The sequence below is a fragment of the Flagellimonas algicola genome (genome assembly GCF_005937185.1).
Classification (GTDB): Bacteria; Bacteroidota; Bacteroidia; order Flavobacteriales; family Flavobacteriaceae; genus Flagellimonas; species Flagellimonas algicola.
The window spans coordinates 497,672-524,565 of the sequence record NZ_VCNI01000002.1; the positions used below are offsets into that span (position 1 = coordinate 497,672).

At 41.9% G+C, this 26,894-nt stretch carries 22 protein-coding genes; 14 read left to right on the forward strand and 8 right to left on the reverse strand.

Going from position 1 to position 26,894, the window contains the following annotated elements; genetic code table 11:
* Window positions 1–7: 7 nt before the first annotated feature.
* Window positions 8–610 carry a nitroreductase family protein gene (locus FGG15_RS11000; protein WP_202619550.1) on the reverse strand — a complete coding sequence of 201 codons (603 nt, stop codon included), beginning with the start codon at window positions 608–610 and terminating at the stop codon, window positions 8–10.
* Window positions 611–709: 99 nt separating this feature from the next.
* Here FGG15_RS11000 and FGG15_RS11005 point away from each other — a divergent pair, with 99 nt between their 5' ends.
* The 5 genes from FGG15_RS11005 (at window position 710) to FGG15_RS11025 (ending at window position 7,531) form a co-directional block, all read left to right on the forward strand.
* On the forward strand, window positions 710–1,045 hold the full coding sequence (locus tag FGG15_RS11005; protein WP_138838254.1) for a winged helix-turn-helix transcriptional regulator: 336 nt from the start codon (window positions 710–712) through the stop codon (window positions 1,043–1,045).
* A gap of 21 nt (window positions 1,046–1,066) precedes the next feature.
* Window positions 1,067–1,705, forward strand: coding sequence for a ligase-associated DNA damage response endonuclease PdeM (pdeM, locus tag FGG15_RS11010; protein ID WP_138836183.1), 639 nt, complete (start codon window positions 1,067–1,069; stop codon window positions 1,703–1,705).
* Window positions 1,706–1,786: 81 nt separating this feature from the next.
* On the forward strand, window positions 1,787–5,167 hold the full coding sequence (gene mfd, locus FGG15_RS11015) for a transcription-repair coupling factor (protein WP_138836185.1): 3,381 nt from the start codon (window positions 1,787–1,789) through the stop codon (window positions 5,165–5,167).
* A 145-nt stretch (window positions 5,168–5,312) separates the two neighbouring features.
* The gene (locus FGG15_RS11020; RefSeq protein WP_138836187.1) at window positions 5,313–6,809 is read left to right on the forward strand and encodes a hypothetical protein; all 1,497 of its coding nucleotides are present in this window, start codon (window positions 5,313–5,315) and stop codon (window positions 6,807–6,809) included.
* A 17-nt stretch (window positions 6,810–6,826) separates the two neighbouring features.
* Entirely contained in the window at window positions 6,827–7,531 is a 705-nt protein-coding gene (locus FGG15_RS11025; RefSeq protein WP_138836189.1) for an adenine nucleotide alpha hydrolase, read from the forward strand.
* On the opposite strand, the gene FGG15_RS11030 is transcribed toward FGG15_RS11025, so the two are convergent.
* Both FGG15_RS11030 and FGG15_RS11035 read right to left on the reverse strand, forming a co-directional pair.
* Window positions 7,520–8,677: a serine hydrolase domain-containing protein gene (locus FGG15_RS11030; RefSeq protein WP_138836191.1), complete on the reverse strand. Its 1,158-nt coding sequence runs from the start codon at window positions 8,675–8,677 to the stop codon at window positions 7,520–7,522. The two genes, FGG15_RS11025 and FGG15_RS11030, sit on opposite strands and share 12 nt — an antisense overlap.
* A 69-nt stretch (window positions 8,678–8,746) precedes the next feature.
* Window positions 8,747–10,708 (reverse strand): DUF3352 domain-containing protein, encoded by a 1,962-nt coding sequence (locus tag FGG15_RS11035; RefSeq protein ID WP_138836193.1) that lies wholly within the window; start codon window positions 10,706–10,708, stop codon window positions 8,747–8,749.
* A gap of 117 nt (window positions 10,709–10,825) precedes the next feature.
* Between FGG15_RS11035 and FGG15_RS11040 the strand changes: the two genes are divergently transcribed.
* On the forward strand, window positions 10,826–12,256 hold the full coding sequence (locus FGG15_RS11040; RefSeq protein WP_138836195.1) for an amidohydrolase family protein: 1,431 nt from the start codon (window positions 10,826–10,828) through the stop codon (window positions 12,254–12,256).
* Between the two features lie 2 nt (window positions 12,257–12,258).
* Here the strand turns inward: FGG15_RS11040 and FGG15_RS11045 are convergent, their stop codons facing one another.
* Both FGG15_RS11045 and FGG15_RS11050 read right to left on the reverse strand, forming a co-directional pair.
* Complete coding sequence (locus FGG15_RS11045; protein ID WP_138836197.1) at window positions 12,259–12,918, reverse strand: aspartate kinase; 660 nt, start codon at window positions 12,916–12,918, stop codon at window positions 12,259–12,261.
* 51 nt (window positions 12,919–12,969) lie between these two features.
* A complete protein-coding gene (locus FGG15_RS11050; protein ID WP_138836199.1) occupies window positions 12,970–13,329 on the reverse strand; it encodes a YraN family protein in 360 nt (119 codons plus the stop codon).
* Window positions 13,330–13,499: 170 nt separating this feature from the next.
* Here FGG15_RS11050 and FGG15_RS11055 point away from each other — a divergent pair, with 170 nt between their 5' ends.
* The 8 genes from FGG15_RS11055 to FGG15_RS11090 all read left to right on the forward strand — a co-directional run bounded on the left by FGG15_RS11055 (window position 13,500) and on the right by FGG15_RS11090 (window position 25,109).
* Complete coding sequence (locus FGG15_RS11055) at window positions 13,500–14,993, forward strand: DUF1800 domain-containing protein (protein ID WP_138838256.1); 1,494 nt, start codon at window positions 13,500–13,502, stop codon at window positions 14,991–14,993.
* 10 nt (window positions 14,994–15,003) lie between these two features.
* Entirely contained in the window at window positions 15,004–16,716 is a 1,713-nt protein-coding gene (locus FGG15_RS11060; RefSeq protein WP_138836201.1) for a DUF1501 domain-containing protein, read from the forward strand.
* Between the two features lie 149 nt (window positions 16,717–16,865).
* A complete protein-coding gene (metG, locus tag FGG15_RS11065) occupies window positions 16,866–18,947 on the forward strand; it encodes a methionine--tRNA ligase (protein WP_138836203.1) in 2,082 nt (693 codons plus the stop codon).
* Window positions 18,947–19,849 (forward strand): histone deacetylase family protein, encoded by a 903-nt coding sequence (locus FGG15_RS11070; protein WP_138836205.1) that lies wholly within the window; start codon window positions 18,947–18,949, stop codon window positions 19,847–19,849. Before metG ends, FGG15_RS11070 begins: the two co-directional genes overlap by 1 nt.
* Before the next feature lie 53 nt (window positions 19,850–19,902).
* Window positions 19,903–21,369: a hypothetical protein gene (locus FGG15_RS11075; RefSeq protein ID WP_138836207.1), complete on the forward strand. Its 1,467-nt coding sequence runs from the start codon at window positions 19,903–19,905 to the stop codon at window positions 21,367–21,369.
* Between the two features lie 133 nt (window positions 21,370–21,502).
* Window positions 21,503–23,632 carry a Tex family protein gene (locus FGG15_RS11080; RefSeq protein WP_138836209.1) on the forward strand — a complete coding sequence of 710 codons (2,130 nt, stop codon included), beginning with the start codon at window positions 21,503–21,505 and terminating at the stop codon, window positions 23,630–23,632.
* 65 nt (window positions 23,633–23,697) lie between these two features.
* Window positions 23,698–24,537 (forward strand): phosphatase PAP2 family protein, encoded by an 840-nt coding sequence (locus tag FGG15_RS11085; RefSeq protein ID WP_237561809.1) that lies wholly within the window; start codon window positions 23,698–23,700, stop codon window positions 24,535–24,537.
* A 50-nt stretch (window positions 24,538–24,587) separates the two neighbouring features.
* Window positions 24,588–25,109, forward strand: coding sequence for a ferritin (locus FGG15_RS11090; protein WP_138836213.1), 522 nt, complete (start codon window positions 24,588–24,590; stop codon window positions 25,107–25,109).
* 251 nt (window positions 25,110–25,360) lie between these two features.
* Here FGG15_RS11090 and FGG15_RS11095 read toward each other — a convergent pair whose 3' ends face one another.
* From FGG15_RS11095 to FGG15_RS11105, 3 genes are all read right to left on the reverse strand, one after another.
* Window positions 25,361–25,783: a hypothetical protein gene (locus FGG15_RS11095; RefSeq protein WP_138836215.1), complete on the reverse strand. Its 423-nt coding sequence runs from the start codon at window positions 25,781–25,783 to the stop codon at window positions 25,361–25,363.
* Between the two features lie 137 nt (window positions 25,784–25,920).
* Window positions 25,921–26,253 carry a single-stranded DNA-binding protein gene (locus FGG15_RS11100; protein WP_138836217.1) on the reverse strand — a complete coding sequence of 111 codons (333 nt, stop codon included), beginning with the start codon at window positions 26,251–26,253 and terminating at the stop codon, window positions 25,921–25,923.
* Window positions 26,254–26,435: 182 nt separating this feature from the next.
* A complete protein-coding gene (locus FGG15_RS11105) occupies window positions 26,436–26,708 on the reverse strand; it encodes a hypothetical protein (RefSeq protein WP_138836219.1) in 273 nt (90 codons plus the stop codon).
* Between the last annotated feature and the right edge of the window lie 186 nt (window positions 26,709–26,894).

Here is a 26,894-nt window from a genome sequence, read left to right on the forward strand (position 1 = left end):
TTGTTCTTTAGTTTATGGTTGTTACTACATCATTTAATGCTCTTCGGGATTTTGGATTCTTGGATGGCTGATTAAAATCATCCCCATCCCTATATCCTATGGCTACGCCCACCAATGCATGATGGTGCGTTGCACCTAAAATGTCATTGTACTTCTCCGGTTCAATGCCTTCCATGGGTGTAGCATCTATCCCCATGGATGCACAGGCGGAGAGAAATACGCCCAAGGCCAAATAGGTTTGGCTGTCAAACCAAGCCTTGATCTGTGCTTCTGGTTGCGGTTTTAAAAATTGCTTATAATATCCCACAGCTGGCTCAGGCAAGGTTGCCTCAATTTGTTTCTCAAACAAGGGAATAGAATCAATTCTACTAAACACAACCAAGGTATCGCAATCCAAGATTTTTTGTTCGTTAAAATAAGACGCCTTTGCCAATTTGGCTTTGGTGGCCTCATCCCTTACAAAAGTAAACCTCCAAGGTTGACTGTTAATGGAAGAAGGGCTTAATCTTACAATTTCTTTCAGTTCCTCAAGTTTTGCTGAATCTATTTTACGCGATGCGTTATACTTCTTTGTGGTATAGCGCTCTTGCATGGCATTTATAAAACTCATATTTTTATACTATATTTTTTATAGTTACAAAACTAACTATAGTCAATTGATCATACAATAACGGTCAAAAAGGATAGTATGAAAATTATAAATTAGACCATGTATACCGTAAAAGGCAAAACCTACCCCTGCTGCACCAGTGTTACCATGGGCATTATTGGAGGTAAATGGAAATCCGTCATACTTTTTTATTTAATGGAAGGGCCACTACGTTACAATGAACTCCTAAAAAAAATCAATGGGGTAACGGAAAGAACTTTAAGTCTTCAGCTGAAAAGCTTGGAGGAGGATGGGGTCATCAAACGAAAAGTGCATACCACCAAACCGCCTTTGAAGGTGGTTTATTCCCTAACTGACTTTGGTTCCACACTCGCACCGCTCCTGCGTTCTATAGCAGAATGGGGAGATTTTGTGGTGGAAAACCATGCAGACTGAGATAAGCATGTATCTTAGCTTATGGTGAAGAACATAACTGTAAAAATTCAAGATCAAACTTTTGCATTACACCCCTTGGGAGGCCTATTTTGGGAAGAAAAATCCATGCTGCTCATTAGCGATGTGCATTTGGGGAAGGTGGCCCATTTTAGAAAATTCGGTGCCGCAGTTCCTCGGAAAGCCATTCATAAAAACTACCTGCTGCTAGATCAAATAGTATCGGATTTTGAGCCTTTTCAGATTTGCTTTTTGGGTGATTTGTTTCACTCCACCTTGAACAAGGAATGGGAATTCTTTGAAAATTGGGTGGCCAAAACCCCTGCGGAGATTGTGCTGATTACGGGGAACCATGATATAATCTCACCCCATAAATTCGAAAATCTAGGCATTCCCATTTTTCAAGAACTGATCATGGATGGTTTCCTTTTGACCCATCATCCTGAAGAGCGCGAGGGGTATTTTAACTTTTGTGGGCACATCCATCCAGCTATTAAACTTAAAGGGGGTGGCAGACAAACGCTACGTTTGGCTTGCTATTTCAAAACCAACAACCAGTTGATTTTTCCCGCGTTTGGGGCATTTACTGGCACGCATACGCTAAAACCCAAAAAAGGGGATGAGGTGTTTGCCATAGTTGAAGACCAAGTGGTGAAAATTTAGATTTCGAGCACTTTTGAGAAATCCCGATGAACCATTGTACGCAAACTTCCATCCCGTTATATTTGCAGCAAATTTGTTGGATTGACCAAATCGTCCATTTCCCAACTCTTTGAACAGTCTCCCCAACTAGGGAAACTGCGGGGTACTATTTCCCAATCCCAAGATTCAACTGGTTCCATTACGGTAAAAGGTCTAACAGGCTCTGCTCTTTCCTTTGTGATTTCTTCCACCTTCCAAGAAGCGGAGGTTCCCTTTCTCATTTTGTTGAACGATAAGGAAGAAGCAGCCTATTACCTCAACGATTTGGAGCAGTTGGTGGGCGAAAAAAATGTCCTCTTTTATCCGGGCAGCTATCGCAGACCTTATCAAATTGAGGAAACGGACAACGCCAATGTGCTGCTTCGGGCAGAGGTTCTCAACCGAATCAACTCGCGGAAAAAACCAGCAATAATAGTCACCTATCCCGATGCCCTTTTTGAAAAAGTGGTCACCCGAAAAGAACTGGACAAAAACACCTTGAAAATTAAGTTGGAGGATACGCTGTCCCTCGACTTTTTGAACGAGGTTCTGTTTGAATACCAATTCCAACGGGTTGATTTTGTCACGGAGCCTGGGGAGTTTTCTGTACGTGGCGGGATAGTGGACGTGTTTTCCTTTTCACACGATGAGCCCTACCGCATTGAGTTTTTTGGAGACGAGGTAGACAGTATCCGAACCTTTGATGTGGAAACACAACTGTCCACGGACAAGGTGAAACGAATTACCATTATCCCCAATGTTGAGAACAAATTTTTGCAGGAGACGCGGGAGAGCTTCCTGAAATATATTTCGCCTAAAACCGTCATCTTTTCCAAGAATTTGGATTTGGTCTACTCCCGAATCGATGCTTTTTTTGAAAAAGCACAGGACAGTTTTAAGCAATTGAGTGAGGAAATCAAACATGCACAGCCGGAAGAGCTGTTTGTGACTTCGGATTTGCTTAAGAAGCAACTAAAAAACTTTAGTTTGGTGGAAGTTGGTTCCGTCTCAAGTAAGACCCTGAAACAAGTTCAGGGTGACGAAATTGCATTTAACACCAAACCACAGCCGGCTTTCAATAAAAAGTTTGACCTTTTGATTGCAAACCTTAATGAAAATCATCAGGCGGGTTTTACCAACTACATTTTCTGCTCCACGGAGCAACAAGCCAAACGGTTCCATGATATTTTCCAAGACATTGAGGAAGAGGTTCACTACAAAACCTTAGTTTTTCCCATATATCAAGGGTTTGTGGATTCCGACCTAAAACTTGCATGTTACACGGACCACCAAATATTTGAACGATACCACAAGTTCCAGCTCAAAAATGGCTATGCCAAAAAACAGGCCATTACGCTAAAAGAGCTTAACAAACTGGAAATTGGAGATTACGTAACCCATATAGATCATGGTATCGGAAAATTTGGCGGGCTTCAAAAGATTGATGTTGAGGGCAAAAAACAAGAGGCCATAAAATTGGTCTACGGAGACCGGGACATTCTGTATGTGAGCATCCACTCCCTACATAAAATATCCAAGTTTAATGGCAAGGATGGAGCTGTTCCCAAAATTTACAAACTGGGCTCAGCGGCCTGGAAAAAATTAAAGCAAAAGACCAAAAGCAGGGTCAAGAAAATTGCTTTTGACCTGATTAAGGTCTATGCAAAACGCCGTTTGGAAAAAGGGTTTCAATATGCCCCGGACAGTTATTTGCAACATGAACTGGAAGCTTCATTTATTTATGAAGACACCCCTGATCAGGAAAAGTCCACCAAAGACGTAAAAAGGGATATGGAAAGTGAGCGTCCCATGGATCGCTTGATCTGCGGGGATGTGGGCTTTGGAAAAACCGAAGTGGCCATACGAGCGGCCTTTAAGGCGGTGGACAATGGGAAGCAGGTTGCTATTCTGGTTCCCACGACTATTTTGGCATTCCAACACAACAATACATTTAAAAAACGATTGGGAGAACTTCCGGTGACCGTTGACTACCTCAACCGCTTTAGAACAACCAAGGAAAAACGGGAAATTTTAGAGCGCTTGGCCCAAGGCAAAATCGATATCATCATCGGCACCCATCAGTTGGTGAACAAAAATGTGCAGTTCAAGGATTTGGGTCTTTTAATCGTTGATGAGGAACAGAAATTTGGGGTAGCCGTAAAGGACAAACTCAAATCCATTAAAGAGAATGTGGATGTACTTACCCTTACTGCAACGCCCATTCCGCGAACCCTACAATTCAGTTTGATGGCGGCTCGGGACTTATCTGTAATCAATACGCCTCCTCCCAACCGTTATCCTATCGAGAGCCGGGTCATCCGGTTTAACGAAGAGATTATTCGGGATGCGGTCTCCTATGAAATCCAAAGAGGGGGACAGATATTTTTTATCCACAACCGTATTGAAAATATCAAAGAAGTTGCCGGTATGATCCAACGTCTGGTCCCTGATGCCAAAATTGGTATTGGACATGGGCAAATGGAGGGCAAAAAGTTGGAGCGACTGATGATGGCCTTTATGAATGGGGAATTTGATGTGCTGGTATCCACCACCATTGTGGAAAGTGGTTTGGATGTGACCAACGCCAACACCATCTTTATCCACAACGCCAATAATTTTGGTTTGAGCGACCTCCACCAAATGAGAGGCCGTGTGGGAAGAAGCAACAAAAAGGCCTTCTGTTTCTTTATTACCCCGCCCTATGAGGTCATGACCCCAGATGCTCGAAAACGTATTGAAGCTTTGGAGCAGTTTACGGAATTGGGCAGTGGTTTCAACATTGCCATGAAAGATTTAGAAATAAGGGGCGCTGGTGATTTGCTGGGTGGAGAGCAGAGCGGATTTATCAATGAAATTGGTTTTGAAACCTATCAGAAAATATTGACCGAAGCTATTGAAGAACTCAAGGAAAATGAATTCAAGGAACTGTACGAAGAAGTGGAAGGTGATAAACCCAAAGCCTATGTAAAGGACACCCAATTGGACACCGATTTTGAGCTCCTTTTCCCAGATGATTATATTAACAATATAACAGAACGACTCAACCTGTATACACAACTGAACGAAGTTCAGAATGAGGAAGAACTTCAAAAATATGAAGCTGAACTGGTTGACCGTTTTGGGGAACTGCCATCTCAAGCTGTAGATCTTTTGAACTCCGTTAGAATCAAGTGGATTGCCAATACAATTGGACTGGAAAAAGTGGTACTGAAAAAAGGTAAATTCCTGGGCTATTTTATTGCCGACCAACAATCTGATTTTTACCAAAGCCCCGCTTTTACCCAAGTGCTGCAATATGTTCAGTCCAACCCAAGAAGTTGCCAACTCAAGGAAAAACAAACCCGTAATGGTCTAAGGTTGTTATTGGTTTTTGATGGGATCGATGCCGTGGAAAAGGCCCTTCGCGCCCTTGAGCCCTTTCGCCTTCAAGAATCAGTAGCGTAATTCCAAAAATCTCTGTGTTCGGAGTTAAAATACAACATCCTTCATTCCAAATTTGATTGAATTAATCTCCAGTAACATAGTTATTTTTCCCACTTTTTTAGTTAATTCGCTCCTGTTTATCATTCACTTTTAAACCAACCTCTTAATGATCAAAAAAATCTGTTTTCTCGTTTTCCTAAATCTTTCACTACTCGCAACTTCCCAAAGCACCTATTTCAACATTACCGAAACCACTGGTTATCAAGACACCAATAAAGCATCCGCCGTAAAGGCAATTCATACCACTTCGGATGGGGAAATTGCCATTGCCAGCGTAGGCAAAAAAAAGTTGATGTTTGACGTTTATGACGACAAGGCAAATCGTGTTTTCAACCAGTTTACGCTGCTGGAAAAAAAGGAAAGCGTTGTAGATCATATAGCGCATGACAATCTTTTGAAAGTCTTTACCATTTACAAACCCACTAAAACAGAAAGGGAAATCAGATGCCATATCTTGGATGTTGAGAACAAGACCTTGGAGCAAGTGGAGCTTTTTAAGGCTGTGGTCGAAAAAAAACAAGCCTTGTTTTCTGGTCAGAATAAAAGACAGACCCATTTTGCAGTTTCACCCAATGGAAATTATTTTGCCATAGCCACAGACAATGTTAAAAAGACCGCCAATTCCTATAATGTACGGGTTTATGATTCGCATAACATGAAATTGGTTTACACCAAGGCTTTTTTTGAGAATCCAGAGAAGTTCTTTAAGTCTTTTGATATGACCCTAAGTGATGAGGGGAGCGTATTTACCATTGGAAAGGAATATAAAGATGGACGTGCGGAAAGGCAGGGTGAAAATCCCAATTACGACATCGTTCTTCATAAAATATCTGAAGAAAATAGCATCTCCAGTCGGATTGGGCTGGATTCCAACCAACACATTGACGACTTGAAAATAGTGAACAAGACGTCTCATCTGGATCTCTACGGATTCTACTCCGAAACCAGGGCTGGAAGAATTACAGGCTTAAGCAAAATTACCGTGGATACAGAAAACATTGAAAAGGCTGATATTAAACTATCCAAACTACCAGAATCTGTACTAACCGACCTGTATTCCGCTAAAAGAGCCGAAGTCAAAAAAGACAAGGATCTTGCCAAATATCTACTGGATTATGTGATAGAGGACTATGAAGGCAATACGACCTTGTTGGCAGAACAGTTCTACGTGACCCAAACCTATGTGAGCAATGGACAGTACGGTGGGTATATGATGACCATTTTGCATTACGACAACATACTGGTTCTAAGACTGGACAACAATGGGGAGGTTCAATGGGGCAGGAGTATTTTTAAAGTGGCCAATGCACCCTCCTATAACGCCTTTTTGGTCAAGGATAAACTGCATGTATTGTTCAACACCGGAAAGGTTAAAAAGAAGGCGGATGGAAGGGTCAAGGCCAAAACAGGAATGTTTCAAAATACCGCCCTGTACGATTACATATACGACCCTGATGGTGAGGTAATACAAGAAAAAATAAGGGACAATACTGGTATCAACGATGTGTACCATCCCTTCAATGGTTCGTATCAGGATGAGAAATTCATCATGCTCAATGCTTCCAACCAGAACAAAAAAGTGATGCTCTTGAAAGCAAAATAAAGGATTGATCGTACGCAATGCCCAATACCCACAAGACATTTTTTAACTGGAGTTCGGGGAAGGATTCGGCCCTTGCGTTGTACCATTTGCAACGGCAAGATGAGTATATAGTGGACCGACTGCTGACTACCGTCAATTCGCATTACAATAGAGTTTCCATGCATGGTTTGCCCCGTCCTGTTTTGGAGGCTCAAACCGCTGCTATTGGAATTCCGTTAGATGTTGTTGAAGTTCCGGAAAAGCCTTCAATGGAAACCTACAATGCGCTCATGACCCAAAAAATGCAGCAAATGGTTTCGGACGGGTATACCCACGCGGCTTTTGGGGATATCTTTTTGGAAGATCTAAAAGTCTACCGGGAAAAAATGTTGGCCACCCAGGGCATTCAGGCTGTATTTCCCATTTGGAAAAGGGATACACGAGAGCTATACATGGAATTTCTTTCAAAGGGTTTTAGGACAGTGATTGTCTGTATCAACAATGACCTACTGGATGAATCCTTTTTAGGTACCGAACTGTCTTTGGATTTGTTGGAGCAGTTCCCCAAGAGCGTGGATCCCTGTGGGGAGAACGGGGAGTTTCATACGTTTTGTTTTGACGGCCCCATCTTTAACCATCCTATCCCGTTTGAAGTTGGGGAAAAGGTGTTTCGGACCTATGACAACCCTTCGGATAAAACCAAGCCCATACAGTTTGGGTTCTGTGATATCCTACTCCAATGAATTGTAAACCATCTTCACAAATTCCCCTATTTTTTGAGGCTCCAACCACCGCGTTACCATTAGCAGTCCGTTTTGCTGATCTATAACTATAAAATTGCCCCCGAATCCAGCAGCGTAAAACACATGCTCCGGTACTTCCTCCCAATGTCTAGCCCCCTTTTGGTTCAGCCACCACATATATCCGTAGTTCACATTGGGAACCGAAGGACGGGTTGCCATCTTTATCCAATCCTGGCTGATTAGTTGTTCATTCTTCCATTTACCGTTATTCTGGAATACCAATCCAAACCGGGCCATGTCCTCAGCACTAATAAATATGCCCGCTCCAGAATGTCCTCCCCCAGTCACCGATTGCATTTTAACTCCATCAATCGTGGTCCAAGCATGGTCATAGCCATACCACCTCCAAGTGGTGCTTGCACCGATTTTGTCCATCAGATTTTCTTTTAGGACCATGGGCATGGGTTTGCGCCAAACCTGGGTCAGGGAATATGCCAGTACATTTACCCGTACATCATTATATTCCATTACGGTTCCGGGCTCATTCAATTTTCTATACCTCCAATCATCCAAACCACCCTCTCTGGGAGGTCTGTCTGCCCAGTCGTTTAATCCCCAAAGCTCGCCAGACCAATCTGAGTTTTGCTGCAGCAGATGCTCCCAGTTGACCTTGCTATTGTGCTCGCCATCAAAGGTGCCATCCCAAACATAGCGCCCTAGCTTATCGGTAACCTTCAAAATCAATCCTTGGTCCACAGCCAAGCCTGCCATGGTAGACAAAAAACTCTTGGTAACACTAAAGGTCATGTCCACACGCTTGGTATCTCCCCAAGCGGCCAACAGATATCCATCCTTTAAGATCATTCCAGCTGGGCCACCCCGCTCCTTGATTGGGCCCAAAATATCATGGAAAGGCTCCCGCTCAAAACCTTTAAGAATGGCTTGTTTTAAATCTCTGGAACCTGAGTATTCATTGTTTTTCGCAAATTCAACAGCGGTTTCCAATTTAGCCTGATCAATTTTAAACTGATTTTCTGTTGCTCCCTTCCAAGTTGCATTACGATCAGGAAAATATATTTCCTGTCCATGAGAAGTGAACGATAAAACTAAAAGAAGGGCAGTCAGTAAGGTAAATGTTCTTTTCATTTTCACTAGTCGATTTTGGGAAATCAAGTTAGTGATTGCAATTCTAATCCAGAAGTCTAGCGGGAGAAATTAAAAGCGCTTTTTTAGCAGTAGTTCGCCATCCTTCCCAAAATACTTCCATGTGCCCACCTGCTGGTCCTTTCTAAACCTGCCGGTGATTTTTTCCGTTCCATCTGAATAAAACGCCTTGTATTGTCCATGTTTCATTCCGTCCTTAAGGTCTACTTCAAACCTAATTTGACCGTTGCTATATGCTTTGGAAAAGATCTTTGCGTTTAGATCGGAAGGATATATGGGTTTTAAATCGAAGACTGCATCGGTGATTTTCTGATCAGCAGGGATTTGAATTTTGGGTTTTGGCCTTTCGATTTTTGGTATCGCTTCAGTTTCTTGATAATTGACCACCAACCGGGTTTCAAAAAGATCATCCTCAGGCGTTAATTGGAATCCTGCTTTTGGAAAACACAGGATAAAATTCTTGTTTTTGCGCAGACTGTTTTTGGTCTTGGCATCTGCCATGATCTTCATATTCTCATAAAGTAGTGAGACATCGCTATAGATAAACAAACTGGAAGCATCCTCAAACTTTTTATTGAATTGTTGGAATTCCTCCGAGTTGTTCAACGTACTCCCCTCCTTAAAATCATCTATCAATACCTTTAAGGTGTTGGGGCTATTGCTAAAAATTACAAAATCATTTACTTGGACAAAATAGGGTTTGTCAAATTCCTTGAATCTATTCCCCAATAAAATCTTGAAGAATCCCTTAATGGACAAGAACTTTATCTCATGACCTTTGTATTCGATCGTCTTGAATTTTACCGGGGTCTTCTTTTTGATTTGTTTGAGCACAAAATCCAAATGGGTTTTGGCCATCTCTGCATCCCTAGTCTTCAGCACCAAAGCCATTTCATTTTCTAGCTCGGAAATTCTTGATTTGATCTGAAGCATGGCAATCTCCTCCCCAATCCAGCTTACAAAGTTTTCCTTTACATCAATTTTCAGGAACTTTTCCACTTTTTGAATCCCTTCACTATAGGACTCAAACTGTTCCGGATCATCTTGTTGAACGGCTTCAAAATTTTTGTAGAATTCGGTAAAACTGTCAAAGCCATAACTGATGTAAAGTGCTGTTCTTTTAGGTGCGATGTTCACTACCGTTCGCTCTGCAGTTCCAGATTGTTGCAGGGCAGTCAAATAGTTTAAATGGATAGGACTACTATTGGTAAAGCCGTTTGCGGTTATTGTTCCGCCAGCATCCAAATCAAAATGGAAACCCGAAAACAACAAATTTTTACTGGCCCGCGCAATCCAATCATTGGGTTGGTCCGAGAACCGTCCGTAGTAGTCATCCAAAAAATCGTATTGAAGGTACAGGCGAAAAAGATCTTCATAACCCACCCTTGTATTGACCTCCAAAAAGTCCAAATTGCGTCCCAAAAACGGTTCTTGATACTGATCTATGGAAGCCTCCACCAAAGTATGGGTATACGAGGCCACCAACTGGTTTTTGATAAAGGCCAGATACATGGTCTCCTTGTTCTTGCGATCATATATCTCCAAGATTTCATGATTATGGTACACGCGCTTGCTCATGGTGTAGTTTTCATTGAGCAAAGTGTTCAAATAGGTCTTTAACAGTTTGAGTTTGGCAATTCGCTTAAGGTCCAGCACATAAAAAATACCATAGTCCTTTTTGCTGATCATGTGAATGGAGATAAAGAGAGATCTCCCATCAAAAAACTCAAACAACCTATGGTTATCATTGAAAACCGTATCCACTTTTTGGATGTTCTCAGTAAGTTGGGCAAAGTAATCGTTCTTCTGAAGATGCCTCCACGTTTTACTTTCACTGACTTTGGCCCAACTCTCAACCGGTTTATCAGATTCAATGACGAACACGGCATCCTTGGGAATCAAATAAATTGACTGCAGGTTGGTCTTGGGAGAAAGTATAAAAATGTAGGCGAGATAACAGAGGTAGATGACCAAGAGCGTCAACAAACCGAAAAGAATCCTTTTTTTGGCCATACTTCCAGAAGTGTCTTTCCTAAAAACGGGAGAACCAGGAATTTAGTTTACAACACACTTTCAATTTGTCTCTTGACTCTTAAATCATTTATTTTTGAAACCAAATTGCAGAATCCAATGAATCTACTCAAAAAGCTGCTCAAGGGAATAGGTATTGTTTTGATCCTGTTTCTTGGGTTTATATTGATTTCCTTATTTAGTGACAGTCGTAGGACTTCGTATCTCGAGATAAGTGCACATCCGGATTTGGAAACCAATAGCTATCTGATCAAAAATGTCAATGTGGTTCCAATGACCAAGGACACGGTGCTGAAGGGGAAAAGTGTGCTCATAGAAAACGGACGAATTAAACAGATAGGTAATCAAATCCCATCCAATGGATGGGAAGAAATTGATGGTGAAAACGATTTTCTATCCCCCGGATTGGTGGACATGCATGTGCATATTTGGGACCGATATGATTTAGGGGTTTATCTGGCCAACGGAGTAACCACCATTAGGAACTTAAGAGGCTTTCCCATGCACTTACGCATAAAGGAAGATATAGCGGAAGGCAAAATTGTGTCTCCCCAACTTTTTACCTCAGGACCCATTTTAACCGGTCCCTATGATCTAGGGGATGAAAAAATCCAAGTTCAGGATCCGCAAATGGCCAGGGAATTGGTAAGGGAACACAAAGCCAAGGGATACGATTGCATTAAGACCTATGCTGGCATGCCCTTGAATATTTTTAATGCAGTTCTGGAACAGGCCGAAGCCTCGCAAATTGAGGTGGTGGTCCATCCGAGTTTTGAGGTGCCTTATGGCAACAATTTCCAACCACAAATAGCCACGGTGGAACATGCTGAGGATATTGTGCAACAAGCTTTGTCCTATGAATTGGACACCACCATTCTAAAAAGCGTGATCGCGCAATACGGGGCAGGTCGGCAAACACTTAGTCCTACCCTTACCGGATATTCCAAAATTCTGGAGATGCTTCAAGATGATGATGTCTTGAATTCGGAGCAAGTGGCTTACATCAATCCTTTGGTAAAGAAGGTGGATAGTAAAGCACAGCTGGAACGATGGACATCAGAAAAAGAAACCGATCCGGATATTGTTGAACGTATTCAAGAACAGCACGATTTTCATTTACACATTGTAAACGAGCTAAACCGGATAGGCGTCAATATCGTTAGTGGTACCGACGCTGGAATTGGTATAACAGCGCCAGGGTTTTCCATCCATGAGGAACTGGCTTTTTATTTGGAGGCAGGAATGACCAACTATGGTGCCTTGAAGACGGCTACCATCAATCCCTCCAAAGTACATGACAAACTGCATGGCATTGGAACCATTCAAGAAGGCAAAAAGGCCAACTTCATACTCACGGACCAAAACCCATTGGAAAATCTAAAAGTTCTAAAAAGTCCGAAATGGGTGATGGTGGACGGTCGCAAGTTAGAGCCCGGTCTCATGGAACAATTCAAGAGCAAGGCCAAAAACCGAAAAGGACTAGTGGCCAGCGCACTTCGATGGGTAGAGTATCTAATGGTAGAAAAATAGCTCTAAAGACTCTTCAGATCCTTGATAGTTTTAAAGGCAACATCCACTTGATCTTCATTGACCAAAATGGTAAACTCATTGGTTGTTGAAATTACTTCGTAAAGCACAATCCCCTCCCATGCCAAACGCTGGAATATAAAATAGTAGATTCCAGGGACCGAAACGTTCTCCGCCGGAAGTTTAACCGTGATGGAGGATAAATTCTCTGCCTTCTGGGTGCAACGTTCGTGCTTAAAGTATTTTTCCACGACGCCATCCATAAGGCTGCTGATCACAATATTGATCTCGTTGACTCCCCTAGAAGAAGTATAAAAAACGTCTTGGTTGGCATGGACCTCCTCCAAGAGTTTGGCCTGCTGTCCAAGAATGGTTTCAGAAGCCAGAAAAGTGTAATCCGTTAGTGATGACCTAACCGTAATCTCACCAATATTTTTAAGCACTTTTACAATTCGGTGCGTAGCTCTGAACTCCAAATCGTCGGATAGTCGTTTTAGTGCCATGACTATGGCTCCGTCCTTTACATCCTTGCCTAGGGCATCAGAAATTTCCGGTTTAATTTGTCGTGATAAAGAAGTTAGGTTGATAATACCCTGTGCCAAGGCACTTTGTAAAAAGGGCTTTTTTTTAATGTAGTGCTCAACTACCGCGGATATGGTTTTCATTTTGCCTGGTTTGAGACAAAATTAACATATTGTTATAAATAAAACAAATGGTTAGAAAAAATAAAAAGCATTTTTAACATGTTTTAAATTAATATCCCCTTTTTTTTGGATTATGGTGATCAAATCGAATCTAACCTCCTCTTTTATGTCATTTTTCTGAACATAGTAATCCGCAGCCATCACCAGCAATGCAATCTTTTTTTTACTGATACTTTGCGAAATTTCTTCAACAAAACCTTCAGTCCTAGACTTGACTTCAACAATAACCAGAAAATCATCCTTTTTGGCTATGATATCGACCTCGGCCTTCAGATACCGATAGTTCCTTTCACAAATTTCATAGCCTTGCTTAAGCAAATAATTCACTGCCAACTGCTCTCCGTGCCTTCCAAATTCATTGTGTTTTGCCATCAATTTTGAAAAATATTAAAAAATATGTGCAGTTCATCGAAAAATTTGGCAGTTCACGGCAAAAACAGCGTTTAGATTGTAATTTGTTGGCTCAACTGAACCACACCCAACGTTAGCTAAACATATAGTTGCCCCAAAAACTATGGACCTATTTAACGCCGAACATTGCTATGGAGTACTTTATCAATTGTAATTCCTCAACTTTGGCGCCGTACACTACTCCATTGGATGAGTTACGTGCGGCCCATTTGTACCGAAGGCTTGGTTTTAGCGCCTCGGTGCAAACGATCAACGCTGCTGTTGGCCAAACTGCAGACGCTCTGGTAGACACCTTAATGGATCAAGCTTTGGCCACACCACCTATAGCTCCGCCCACTTGGGCAGACTGGACCAATGCAGACTACCCAGCAGATGATGACCTTGCAGGTCAAATGCGAAGAGCGCAAAGGGAAGAATTTGCAACCGCGTACGGAAACGCGATGCTGGACAATAATCTTAGGGATAGACTCAGTTTCTTTTGGCACAATCACTTTGTCACAGAGATTGACATTTACAACTGTAATTCCTTCCTATATTATTATATCGAAAATTTACAGCGAAATGCCTTGGGTAACTTCAGGACATTCGTAAGCGAAATTGGACTTACCTCTGCCATGCTATATTATCTTGATGGTGTGCGCAATAGAGGTAATAATCCCAATGAAAATTATGCCCGGGAGCTTTACGAGTTGTTTACTTTAGGGGAAGGGAACAACTACACAGAAGACGATATTATTGAAACAGCCAAAGCTATTTCAGGATATACCAACGACGGAGAAGAAGGGTGTACTCAAGTGACTTTTGATCCCGAAGATTTTAATACCGAGAACAAGACCATCTTTGGTCAAACCGGTAATTGGAATTATGATGACGTCATCAATATTCTGTTTACCGAGAGAGCCAATGATATTGCTTGGTTTATCTGCAAGAAGTTGTATGAGTTCTTTGTTCATCCAGATTCGGATGATGATGCTGGCAACGCCCAGGCTATTATCAATGGTATGGCGGCCACCTTTACTGCTAACAACTTTGAAATAGCCCCAGTGCTTAGACAATTGTTCAAAAGTCAGCACTTTTTTGATGAAGATGCGATAGGGGTAATCATCAAAAGTCCGTTTGATCTTTACATGCATTTGGTTAAGGAAACCGGATTTACTTATGACGACAGTACGGTAATCAATATTGTTGATGCTGCCGGCTTGATTGGTCAAACCATGTTTGATCCCTTTGATGTTGCCGGATGGCAGCGTGACAGACAATGGATTAACACCAATTTTATTATTGGCCGTTGGTTGACCTCAGAGGTGTTCTTGGAGCGATTCTTCCAGGACAATCCAGAACAATTCCGGGATTTTGCCTTGGCGCTGACTGGAAATGACGGGCTAACCAGTAATAACCCAGATGTTATTGCCAGACCGATTATTGACAAGCTGCTACCCAAAGGCTTACTCACCGATGGTGAATATGAGAAAGCTCTCATTGCCTTTAGGAGCGATGTGGATGAAACCTATTATGAAGGTGGAGCCACCCCAAGTTGGACGCTGGCCGTATGGCCCACTGCACCATCCCAGGTGTACCTCCTGTTAAGACATTTGTCAAGAGAACCCGAATTTCAACTAAAATAACCCCTACCCCATGTGCGATAATCATCACAATCACGATACATCACCCTATAAAGGCCTAGAACACGAAGGCCACGATCAAGAACATAAATCATGGAGCAGGCGTTCCTTTATCCAAGCCTTGGGTATTGCCGGTTCTGGATCCATGTTCTTAGGAAGCAACCTTGTTTCTGCTTCAGCACCTTCTCCATTTACATCAGCCATTGCTGATGCAGAAACAGACAACATCTTAATTTTGATAAGATTGTCTGGAGGTAATGATGGACTAAGTACGGTTATTCCCATCCAACAATATGATACTTATGCTAACGCAAGACCTAACATTTACATCCCAGAAAGTAAGGTCCTAAAACTTACCGATGACTTTGGTGTACCCACCTATATGAATTCTCTGGAACCCATGTGGGGTGACGGTCAATTCAAGGCCGTCCATGGCGTAGGCTACGAAAATCAAAGTCTGTCCCATTTTACAGGTTCCGACATTTATGCCAACACCGATTTGACCACCACCGGATTCTCCGGATTGAATACCGGTTGGATGGGTAGGCATTTTGAGGAATGTTATCCCAACTATTTGATTGATCCGCCACCAGCTCCGGCGGCAATTCAAATTGGAAACCTGTCCAATTTAGTTTTCCAAGGTGAGGAAACCAACTATGCTTTCGTGACCAACAACATAGATCAGTTGGAAGAAATTGCTGAAACAGGTTTGTTCTACGATTTGGAAACTGCTCCTTTCGGCGACTGTATGTATGGCGATCAGTTAAGGTTCCTAAGAGGTGTGGCAAACACTACCTACGAATACGCAGGTAAGATCCACGAAGCCTACGAGCGAGGTCAGAATCAGGTTGAATATCAGGACAACGGATTTGCTAGACAATTGGCATTATTGGCCCGATTGATCAAAGGGAATTTGGGAACCAAGGTGTACATGATCTCCATGGGAGGTTTTGACACCCACGGAAACCAACCTTTGGCCCATGAGCGATTGATGACCAACCTTTCCATTGCAGTCAACAACTTCTATGAAGATTTGGCCTTTACTGAGCAAGATGACAAGGTTCTAAGTATGACTTTTTCCGAATTTGGCCGTAGGATCTTTGAAAATGGTTCCAATGGAACCGACCACGGTAAAGCTGCTCCAACCCTATTCTTTGGTTCAGGATTAAATGGAAGTGCCTTTGTGGGCGATCACCCAGCCTTGGATAGCCCAAATAGCCGAGGTAATTTGGAATACACCATGGATTTCAGGGATTTATACGCCACTGTTTTAGCAGAATGGCTCTGTGTCCCCATTCCATTGGTTGAACAACATTTGTTGGATCATCCGTACAACCCCATTAACCTAGGGTTCAATTGTAGTGGGGTTGAATTTCCAGACATTGTATACAATGATGATCCACCAACGCTTCCGGATACTCCTCCAAGCCCAGATGGCTCTGACCCAGATCCAAATGCACTGGCCCGAATAGTACACAAACCGTATTATCCAACAGATCGCACACCACACATCCATTTGGAAATGCCAGTTGCCGCCCATGTGGATATCCAGTTGTACAACATCTTGGGTCAAAATGTAGGAACGGTTTTCAATGAAATGATGTTGGAAGGTTCTGCTGAAATCAACATCCGAGAGCGTATGCGTGATAGCCTGGCCACAGGAAAGTACATTTACCAAATTAGGGTAGGTGAAGAAAAATTAAGTAAGTCTGTAATGATCATGTAAGACTGGTTGTAACATTCAATTTCCAGAATCCTCCGATAGTGTAACCCTCACCCCAATTAGGTTGCACAATTCGGAGGTTTCCTTTTTTACGGCAATCCTATTGCATCTTTTCCTAAATCAGTATTTTTGGAGCTTAATTGAATTTTTCAATGCCGAACGAAGGAACACCCTCAAGATATACCATTACCGCAGCACTGCCCTACACCAACGGCCCCATCCATATTGGGCACTTGGCAGGGGTCTATGTTCCTGCAGATATTTATTCCCGCTACCTTAGATTGCAAGGACACGATGTAGCTTTTATTTGTGGTAGCGATGAACATGGAGTGGCTATTCCCATGAAGGCCAAAAAGGAAGGGGTTTCTCCCAAGGAAATAATTGACAAATACCATGGAATCATCAAAAAGTCCTTTTTGGATTTTGGGATTTCCTTTGATAATTATTCCCGTACCTCTGCTGAAGTTCATCATAGGACGGCTTCTAATTTTTTTGAAAAACTACACAATCAAGGGGATTTCATAGAAGAGGTCACTGAGCAGCTGTATGACGAGGAGGCGAACCAGTTTTTGGCGGATCGTTTTGTAACTGGAACCTGTCCTGTGTGTGGCAATACCGAAGCTTATGGTGATCAATGCGAAAACTGTGGCTCTTCCTTGAACGCCACGGATTTGATCAATCCCAAATCAACCATAACTGGTGGAGTTCCAACATTGAAGAAAACCAAACATTGGTTTTTACCCTTGGATCGTTACGAAGGTTTCTTGAAACAGTGGATTTTGGAAGACCATAAAAGTGACTGGAAACCCAACGTTTATGGACAATGCAAATCTTGGATTGATGATGGTTTAAAACCCCGAGCGGTTACCCGTGATTTGGACTGGGGGATTCCCGTTCCCGTTGAAGGTGGGGAAGGCAAGGTATTATATGTCTGGTTTGATGCTCCCATTGGTTACATTTCCTCAACGAAGGAATGGGCTAAACGCGAGGGGAAAGATTGGGAACCTTATTGGAAAGATAAGGACACCAAATTACTTCATTTTATTGGCAAGGACAATATCGTATTTCACTGTATCATCTTCCCAAGCATGCTTAAGTCCCACGGGGATTTTGTGCTACCAGAAAACGTGCCTGCCAATGAGTTTTTGAATCTTGAGGGCAATAAGTTATCCACTTCTAAAAATTGGGCCGTATGGCTGCATGAATATTTGGAGGAATTCCCAGACATGCAGGATGTGCTTCGCTACGCATTGACTGCCAATGCGCCGGAAACCAAGGACAACGATTTCACCTGGAAGGACTTTCAGGCTAGAAACAACAACGAATTGGTTGCCATTTTTGGGAACTTTGTCAACCGTGTCACGGTGCTAACGCACAAGTACTACAACGGAGTGGTTCCTGATCCTTCAGCACTGCTGGAGATTGACAAACAGACCTTGGAATCCCTAAGAAGTTTTCCAAAAACAATTACAGATTCCTTAGACCGATACCGTTTTAGGGAAGCCAGTCAAGAGTTGATGAACCTGGCCCGTTTAGGGAATAAATACTTGGCAGACGAAGAACCCTGGAAACTCATTAAAACAGATGAGGAACGGGTGAAGACCATTATGTTTGTGGCCCTTCAAATCGCCACTGGTCTAGCCATTCTCAGCGAACCCTTTTTGCCTTTCACGTCACAAAAGCTTAAAGCCATTCTCAATGTTAGTTCCAACAACAGTGGAAAATCTCTTGAATGGGATTCTGTGAGTTCCATGGGCACCCTACTCCCGTCAGGTCACCAAATCAATATGAGCGAACTGCTCTTTCGCAAGGTTGAGGACAAAGAGATTGATGCACAATTGGCCAAACTGGAAGCCACCAAAAAATCCAATGAACAAATGGATAAAGAACTTATACCCCAAAAAGAAACCATCACCTTTGACGACTTTACCAAATTGGATATGAGGGTGGGTACCATAGTCGAGGCCGAAAAAATGCCCAAGGCCAATAAGCTTTTGGTATTAAAGGTAGACACAGGACTGGACACTCGAACTATCGTCTCTGGAATCGCGGAAAGCTTTTCTGCAGAAGAAATCATAGGTAAAAAAGTGACCGTATTGGTCAATCTGGCACCTAGAAAATTACGGGGTGTGGAAAGCGAGGGCATGATTCTGATGACGGAAAACCAAGAGGGCAAACTCGTATTTCTTAATCCTGATGAGGATGGTGTTGGAAATGGGGAAAGCATCAGCTAATGCTTAAAATAGCATACCATCCCATTTATAAACATCCATTACCAGAGGGGCATCGATTCCCCATGATCAAGTATGAGTTGTTGCCCCAGCAATTACTACATGAAGGTACCTGTACCCCCGAGAATTTCTTTGAACCCGGTTTTCCCAAGGAAGAAGATTTATTATTGACACACGATGCCAGCTATTACCATAATCTGGTCAATTTCAGGCTAAAGCCCAGCGAAATTAGAAAAATAGGATTCCCATTGAGTAAGGAATTGGTAGAACGGGAACAGATCATAGCGCAGGGTACCATCCAAGGTTGTCGTTTTGCAATGAAATATGGAATTGCCATGAACATTGCTGGGGGTACGCATCACGCATACACAAGCCACGGGGAAGCTTTTTGCATGCTGAATGACCAAGCCATAGGGGCAAGATATCTTCTGGACAAAGGTTTGGCAACAAAAATCTTGATTGTGGATTTGGATGTGCATCAAGGTAATGGTACCGCGGAAATTTTTAAGGATGATAATCGAGTTTTTACTTTTTCCATGCACGGTCAGGGTAACTATCCATTTAAAAAGGAAATTTCAGATTTGGATATCCCCTTGGAAAAGGGCATCAAGGACAAGGAATATTTGGACATACTCAAGACAACATTGCCCAAGCTGATGCAACAGCTACAGCCCGATTTCATTTTTTATCTTAGCGGAGTAGATATTTTGGAATCGGATAAGTTGGGCACCTTGGGAATGACCCAGAAAGGTTGTAGGGAAAGGGATCGGTTTGTTTTGCAATCCTGTTTTGATGCAAAAATTCCTGTTCAATGTAGTATGGGAGGAGGTTATACCCCACATATTAAGACCATAGTGGAATCGCATGCCAACACCTATCGCTTAGCCCAAGAAATCTACTTTTAATCTTTGCTTGATCATTATACATTCTTATGCATGAAACGAATAACCCCTTATCAATGAAGCATATATTCTTTTTAGTTTTTCTTGCATTCTATACCAATCTTTTTTCCCAGGTCAACTTAGTTGAGACCCATATTCCCAATAATTTAAAGGGAAATCAAATTCTGCCCATAGAGAATGAAAAAACAAATCAACTGGGGGTTTTCTCCTTGCTGTCCCAAAGAAGTGTCTGTTATCTATATGATGAAAATTTAGTTTTAAAAGATTCGGTTCAAACTGCCGAGATTCCTTCTAAATTCAAATCTTTACTAGGCGCTCAAGTTGGCAAAAATGGTACATATCAGTTGTTTCTCTCTTCAAAAGGGCAACAATCCGTTTTGGGAGTCGCACCTCGTATAAAATATGGTCTTGCAAAATTTGATTTTAACTCAAGAAAAACAAGCTGGAACGAATTTGAGTTAGACTTGAAGAAAGAATACGTCATTGAATCTTTCAATCTAAACAGCAGGTTTGTATTAATGACCATTAATGCCAAATCCAGTGTGCTGAATTTTTATCGTTTTGATGATGACGGCATTTCGGAAAAAATAGTTGTTGATTGTAGCGATGTTCTCTTTAGGGATTGGGACGGTTCAAAGGTGTTACTCTCTAAATTACTAATCACGAAAACATCCCTCGGTAATTCTTATTTGGAGCATTTGGTCCGGGTAAATCTGGAAACTCCAAATTCAATAAGACTAACAGTAAATTCAAGTAAGCTATACCTCAAAAACGGTATGTTGCTTATTTCTCTGGACATTAACAAGAACTTTACTCAAATATTATCAATCGATACAGCTGATTGGTCAAAAAAGCTAATGGGTTTTGTTAAGCCAACAGTGATGTCTTCTGCCACGGGCTATTCTACAAAATCCAATAGTCTCATTTATGATGAAAAGTACTTTGGCATCAAATTGTTTGGGAATAAATTAAAGTTGGAGGTTACGGATTTCAATACAAAAGAGGCAATCAAAACGTATTTGATAGAAAATAACAAGCCAATTTCTTTGAAAAATTCGCCGATAATAATCAAAGACGGTCAGTTCGTTAAACATAGAGAAGTTGAAAAAACTAGTCAGTTTTTCAAGAAACTCAGAGATGGAAATATTGCACTAAGTGTTACAAAAGATAAAAATGAAAATTATGAGATTACTGTTGGTGCTTCAATTCCCGTTCAATATGTAACAACCTCAAATTCTACTTTTTCAAACACCCATTTCCCTGTTCACTCTAATGGTTTAAATCCTGTTCATTTTTCTTACACTGGTTTTATCGGTGGTAGGACAGTCTATATTAAATGCTTAGTAGATCAAAAATTTGATAACGTTGATGGCAGTAGTAATGATAATGTTTTTGAGAAAATCCGAAAGTTCGTTGAACAAGAAAATGTGAACTACAAAACTGTTTTCAAATTTGATGACAAAGTAGTTCTATGTTTTTATGACGACAGTACTAAAGTCTTTTTCCAGTCTTTCGAGAAATAGAACTTAACTTTCTTCCTTCTAAAAGATTACATTATCGATATGTAGTTTAAACAGAAGCAAACAAGTCCATTTAATCTGTCGTTATACACCACAATGTTTGGAACTTAATCGTTTTTTAAATCCTAAACCTGAGATGCAACTCATCCCTTATATCCTCAAATACACTCAACTTTCAGAAAAAAGCGTGGCCAATACCATTGCGCTTTTAAATGAAGACTGTACCATTCCCTTTATTGCGCGATATAGAAAAGAGCGTACTGGAAATCTGGACGAAGTCCAGATCGGCTCCGTAGTGCAATACAAAACCGCCTTTGAGGCTTTGGAAAAACGAAAAGCTGCCATTATTAAGGCCGTTGAGGAACAGGGGTTGCTTACCCAAGAACTCCAATCCAAGTTTCAGTATTGTGTTGACCTTACCAGTTTGGAGGATCTATATCTTCCATTTAAAAAGAGCAAAAAGACCAAGGCCGAGACCGCGCGAAAAAATGGATTGGAGCCTTTGGCCAAAATCATCATGGCACAGCACACCGATGAAATTGAATACGTTGCCTCCCAATATGTAAGCGGTCAAGTACAAAACGAAGATGAGGCTTTGGAAGGCGCTCGTCATATCATAGCCGAATGGATCAATGAACGCACAGATATCCGTAACCAATTGCGAAATCAGTTGGAGCGCCATGCCTTGATTACCACTAAAGTGGTAAAGACAAAAAAAGAGGACGAAAAGGCTCAAAAGTTCCGAGATTATTTTGATTGGAGCGAATCTTTGTCCCGTTGTCCCTCCCATCGTTTTCTTGCCATTCAAAGAGCGGAAAAAGAAGGTTTTATCCGTATCAAAATTGAAATTGATAACGAACGTGCAATCCAAAATTTGGAGCGCAGGATCATCAAATCCCACAACGCCTGCTCAACCCAAATTGAAATGGCCATTGCGGACGCCTACAAGCGACTGCTCTTCCCCTCCCTCACCAATGAACTGCTAAAGCATGCCAAGGAAAAGGCCGATTTGGCTGCCATTAAGGTATTTTCCAAAAACTTAAAACAACTGCTCTTGGGGGCACCGTTGGGGGAAAAGCGGATATTGGCCATTGACCCAGGATTTAGAACAGGTTGCAAGGTGGTCTGTTTGGATGCTCGGGGCAAATTGAAACACAACGAGACCATTTATCCCCACGCTCCACAAAATGACAGTTCAGGGGCCATAAAAAAAATCAGCTCACTGGTGGATGCCTATAAAATTGAGGCCATAGCCATTGGTAATGGAACTGCTTCAAGGGAAACTGAGCGTTTGGTTAAGCGGATTTCCTTCAAGCACCCCATAGAAGTCTTTGTGGTTAGCGAAGCAGGTGCTTCCATCTATTCGGCTTCCAAAATAGCTAGGGAGGAATTCCCCAATTATGATGTGACGGTACGCGGGGCTGTATCCATTGGCAGGCGATTGGCCGATCCACTGGCCGAATTGGTGAAAATTGATGCAAAGTCCATTGGAGTTGGGCAGTATCAGCATGATGTGGACCAAACCAAGCTTAAATCCTCCTTAGACGCTGTGGTGGAAAGCTGTGTAAACGCTGTTGGAGTGAACATCAATACAGCTAGTGTTTCGCTGCTAAGCTATGTTTCAGGAATTGGACCCAAACTTGCTGAAAACATTGTGGCCTACCGCAATGATCATGGAGGGTTCAAAAGCCGAAAAGAGATCAAAAAAGTTCCTCGCCTTGGAGGAAAAGCCTTTGAACAAGGAGCTGGATTCCTGCGTGTTAAAGACGGAGATAATCCTTTGGACGACTCGGCAGTGCATCCAGAAAGCTATCCTATTGTTGAGCGAATGGCACAAGATCACGGGGTTGCTTTGAAAGAGATTGTAAGTAACACTTCCATATTGCAACAAATAGAACTTCAACGCTATTGCACTGAAACTATTGGAATGCCGACTTTGGAAGATATTCTTCAGGAATTGGAAAAACCCGGATTGGACCGACGGGAAAAGGCCAAGGTATTCACTTTTAATCAAAATATTAAGCAAATAACGGATTTACGCAAAGACCAACTGCTTCCGGGCATTGTCAATAACATTACCAATTTTGGCTGCTTTGTGGACATTGGAATCAAGGAAAGCGGGCTTATCCATATTTCCAACCTGGCAGATACTTTTGTCAAGGATGTAAATGAACATGTAAGTCTGCATCAGCAAGTAGTGGTGCGGGTATTGGAGGTGGACCAGGCACGTAAGCGCATTCAGCTGTCATTGCACAAGTCCCAATAAATTGAAAAAAATCCTTTTCGGAAATAATAGTTAACTTTTAGTCACTAACCTCAATGTTCATCCCTATGAAACGCATCTTTTTTTGTTTTTTGCTACTAGTTGGTAGTCAATTTCAATCCTTGGGACAAATCCAATCCCAAAAAGAAACGAATTGGAAAAACTTCACCTATGATATGGGCAATGTTTTCGGTGGAATTGGTCATTCCTATTCCCGACCATTTCAATGGGAAGGAGATGACTGGGCCAACTTCGGTTATTTGGCTGCAGGAACAGCGGCCTTGTTTTTGGTGGATGATGAGCTGAACAATTGGACGAATGGTTTTAGCGAGGATGTCCCCGAGTTTTTGTTGGACTATGGAAATGAATTTGGGAACCCTAGCAACAATTATATGTTTACCGGCGGTGTTTATTTGGCCGGCCTTTTCACCAAGAATGAAAAATTAAGACGTACAGGAGTGCTTTTGATTTCCTCGGCTACTGCCGGTGGATTTTTGCAACAAGTAAGCAAACGAATTATAGGTAGGGCCCGGCCCAAAAGCGGGGACAGCTCCAGTACGTATGATCCATTTCACCTCAATCGTGTCTTTAACTACGATTCTTTCCCGTCAGGACATGCCATGCTGGCATTTTCCAATGCCTATGCTATTGGCAAACAATTTAAAAACCCGTGGGTAAAAGCAGGAATCTACACCGTAGGGATGATTCCTGGATTTGCGCGTATCATGGATGATTTCCATTGGGTTTCCGATGTAGCATTTAGTACAGTCCTCAGTATTTTTATCGTGGAATCCATAGATCGCTACCTGGATTCCAAATACAATGAAAAGTACAACGCGCAACCCAAAAAATTAAGCTGGAACCTAAATTTTGGGCCAGGGACCATGGGTGTTTCGGCTCGCTTCTGACAGAAAACCCACATGGTTTTGTACTTTTATATTCCATAAAATAAAAACACATGCTATCCAAAAAATTAGAAAAAGCACTAAATGAGCAAATACGCATAGAAGCAGAATCTTCACAGGTCTATTTATCCATGGCCTGCTGGGCCGAAGTAAAAGGATTAGAGGGAGTTGCAGGATTTATGTACGGACATTCGGATGAAGAACGTATGCATATGCTCAAACTGGTTAAATACGTAAATGAACGCGGGGGACATGCCCATATTTCTGCCTTAAAAGCTCCCAAAACCGAATTTGGTACCCTGCAGGAAATGTTCCAGGAACTATACGACCACGAAATTTTTGTCTCCAAAAGCATCAATGAACTGGTACATGTTACCCTAGAGGAAAAAGACTATGCCACCCATAACTTTTTGCAGTGGTATGTAGCCGAACAATTGGAAGAAGAAGCATTGGCCAGGACTGTCTTGGACAAGATAAACCTAATTGGAAACGACAAGGGCGGTCTATATCTTTTTGATAGGGATATACAGCAGCTCACGGTGGAAAGCGCCGCATCTGACACTGCTGGGGAATAATTGTTAATAACTCGTTTATTTAGATTAATTTAAAATAGTTATTTTTGGCCCATCTATTCCATGTGATGGGAAAAAAGAAGAAGGAACTATCAAAAAAGCACAAAACTAGGTTACGGGAATTGCCGGTAACCAATTGTAAGGTCAAGTGCTGTAAGAAGTATAAAAAGGGAGAAAACAAACGCTGTAAGCGTTGCCCATGTTTTGACCTACTGAAAAAAGTAGCATAGAAAAACCGCCCATGGGCGGTTTTTTTATTTTAGTTTCTTCTTCTTGGGTTGGTTGTGCACCATTTCTTCCTTTTTCATTCCTTTCCAAAAATCATCATCTGATAGAGATAAATAGTCCTTGGCTTTTTGGAAGAACAGTTCACTGTTATCACATTGGGTGTCACACTCGGCCAAATGTGTTTGATAGGCTTCCTTCTTTCCTTTCATATAGGCCAAGTAGGCAGGAAAATTGACTTTGCCCAGCTGCCTTTCAAAGTTTCCTTGGTCTACCCAATAATCCATTTGATCTTGACTGTCCAATGCATAAAGGGCAATCTCATACTTTGTATCTCGTTGCGCCAACTGCTCATAAAACCGTAGTCCTTGTACGCGTGCATCCACTTGGGACCATGCCGGAAAGGCCAAGCCACAAGCAAAAATCACCAATAAGAATCTGACAGTTTTCATAGCTCCTTCATCTGTTGTATTAGACGTACAACCACCCCTCTTGTTACGCAGTCTATCTTTAAGTTATTGTTAAAATGGGGCAAAAACAAAGAAAGGGGGCAAGTGCCCCCTTTTTCTCGATTATCCGTAATTATGGCTTATTTGCCCAACATCAACAATTCATTGCACTTTACCTCGGTGATATAGCGCTTTTCCCCTTCTTTGGTCTCATAGCTGCGGTGTACCAGCTTGCCCTCAATCATTATCTCCTTGCCTTTTTCCAAATAGTTTTCGGCAACTTCCGCGGTTTTGCCCCAGGCCACAATATTGTGCCATTGTGTATCTGTGACCTTTTCGCCCTCCGTATTTTTGTAGGTCTCATTGGTGGCCAAGGAAAATTTGGCCAATTTGCTCCCGCTTTCCATCAATACGATTTCTGGGTCATTTCCTAAGTTTCCAATCAACTGTACTTTGTTTCTAAGTGAATTCATGATTTAAATTTTACGTGTTAAACAGTTAATACTATCGAGCTGTACGGCGTCGACAAGGCAAACTTAGGGTTGCGGAAAAACAAGAAGCGGTTATTAATCGGTTGTTTTCGTTTGTAAACGGATGTATTCGGTTACAAATAGTTATATGCAACAAGACCCAACTCCTAGATTCTTTTTCAGGTTCAGGTGGGTTTCTTGCTGTCTCTGTAAAAGCCAATTCCTGTCCTAAAAATGACATATGCCAGTATCCAACCAACAAATTGCGTAAAAGAAGAATATCTAAAGGAAAACAAATCGCCCGGCTCGTAGGTAATCAATTTGGTAAACTTCCCTATCAGCGCCCAAAGACCAGGAACAAGGAAAACTCCAATTGCAATGCTCATAAGAATAAGCAATATCCCAATTGTTCTATCTAAAGTTTTGCGGTTTTTGGACACTACCTTAAATGTATCCATTTTCAATCATTCAGAAAAACTTAATTGAAGTTTGTCCCATATTGTATATAGGTGCCTGGATGAAGGGCGTCTATATCGAGCTGATTTGGAGCTAACTTCTAGATTCTTACTTGATGTTTTTCTTGGACTGATAGCGCCTGTACAACCAAACTGCCACCAAAGACAAAGCGGTCAAAATTGCACTTG

Coding starts and splice junctions, on each gene's coding strand:
- FGG15_RS11000 (WP_202619550.1), bottom strand. CDS start 610: ATGAGTTTTATAAATGCCATGCAAGAGCGCTATACCACAAAGAAGTAT.
- FGG15_RS11005 (WP_138838254.1), top strand. CDS start 710: ATGTATACCGTAAAAGGCAAAACCTACCCCTGCTGCACCAGTGTTACC.
- pdeM (WP_138836183.1), top strand. CDS start 1,067: ATGGTGAAGAACATAACTGTAAAAATTCAAGATCAAACTTTTGCATTA.
- FGG15_RS11020 (WP_138836187.1), top strand. CDS start 5,313: ATGATCAAAAAAATCTGTTTTCTCGTTTTCCTAAATCTTTCACTACTC.
- FGG15_RS11025 (WP_138836189.1), top strand. CDS start 6,827: ATGCCCAATACCCACAAGACATTTTTTAACTGGAGTTCGGGGAAGGAT.
- FGG15_RS11030 (WP_138836191.1), bottom strand. CDS start 8,677: ATGAAAAGAACATTTACCTTACTGACTGCCCTTCTTTTAGTTTTATCG.
- FGG15_RS11035 (WP_138836193.1), bottom strand. CDS start 10,708: ATGGCCAAAAAAAGGATTCTTTTCGGTTTGTTGACGCTCTTGGTCATC.
- FGG15_RS11040 (WP_138836195.1), top strand. CDS start 10,826: ATGAATCTACTCAAAAAGCTGCTCAAGGGAATAGGTATTGTTTTGATC.
- FGG15_RS11045 (WP_138836197.1), bottom strand. CDS start 12,918: ATGAAAACCATATCCGCGGTAGTTGAGCACTACATTAAAAAAAAGCCC.
- FGG15_RS11050 (WP_138836199.1), bottom strand. CDS start 13,329: ATGGCAAAACACAATGAATTTGGAAGGCACGGAGAGCAGTTGGCAGTG.
- FGG15_RS11055 (WP_138838256.1), top strand. CDS start 13,500: ATGGAGTACTTTATCAATTGTAATTCCTCAACTTTGGCGCCGTACACT.
- FGG15_RS11060 (WP_138836201.1), top strand. CDS start 15,004: ATGTGCGATAATCATCACAATCACGATACATCACCCTATAAAGGCCTA.
- metG (WP_138836203.1), top strand. CDS start 16,866: ATGCCGAACGAAGGAACACCCTCAAGATATACCATTACCGCAGCACTG.
- FGG15_RS11070 (WP_138836205.1), top strand. CDS start 18,947: ATGCTTAAAATAGCATACCATCCCATTTATAAACATCCATTACCAGAG.
- FGG15_RS11075 (WP_138836207.1), top strand. CDS start 19,903: ATGAAGCATATATTCTTTTTAGTTTTTCTTGCATTCTATACCAATCTT.
- FGG15_RS11080 (WP_138836209.1), top strand. CDS start 21,503: ATGCAACTCATCCCTTATATCCTCAAATACACTCAACTTTCAGAAAAA.
- FGG15_RS11085 (WP_237561809.1), top strand. CDS start 23,698: ATGAAACGCATCTTTTTTTGTTTTTTGCTACTAGTTGGTAGTCAATTT.
- FGG15_RS11090 (WP_138836213.1), top strand. CDS start 24,588: ATGCTATCCAAAAAATTAGAAAAAGCACTAAATGAGCAAATACGCATA.
- FGG15_RS11095 (WP_138836215.1), bottom strand. CDS start 25,783: ATGAAAACTGTCAGATTCTTATTGGTGATTTTTGCTTGTGGCTTGGCC.
- FGG15_RS11100 (WP_138836217.1), bottom strand. CDS start 26,253: ATGAATTCACTTAGAAACAAAGTACAGTTGATTGGAAACTTAGGAAAT.
- FGG15_RS11105 (WP_138836219.1), bottom strand. CDS start 26,708: ATGGATACATTTAAGGTAGTGTCCAAAAACCGCAAAACTTTAGATAGA.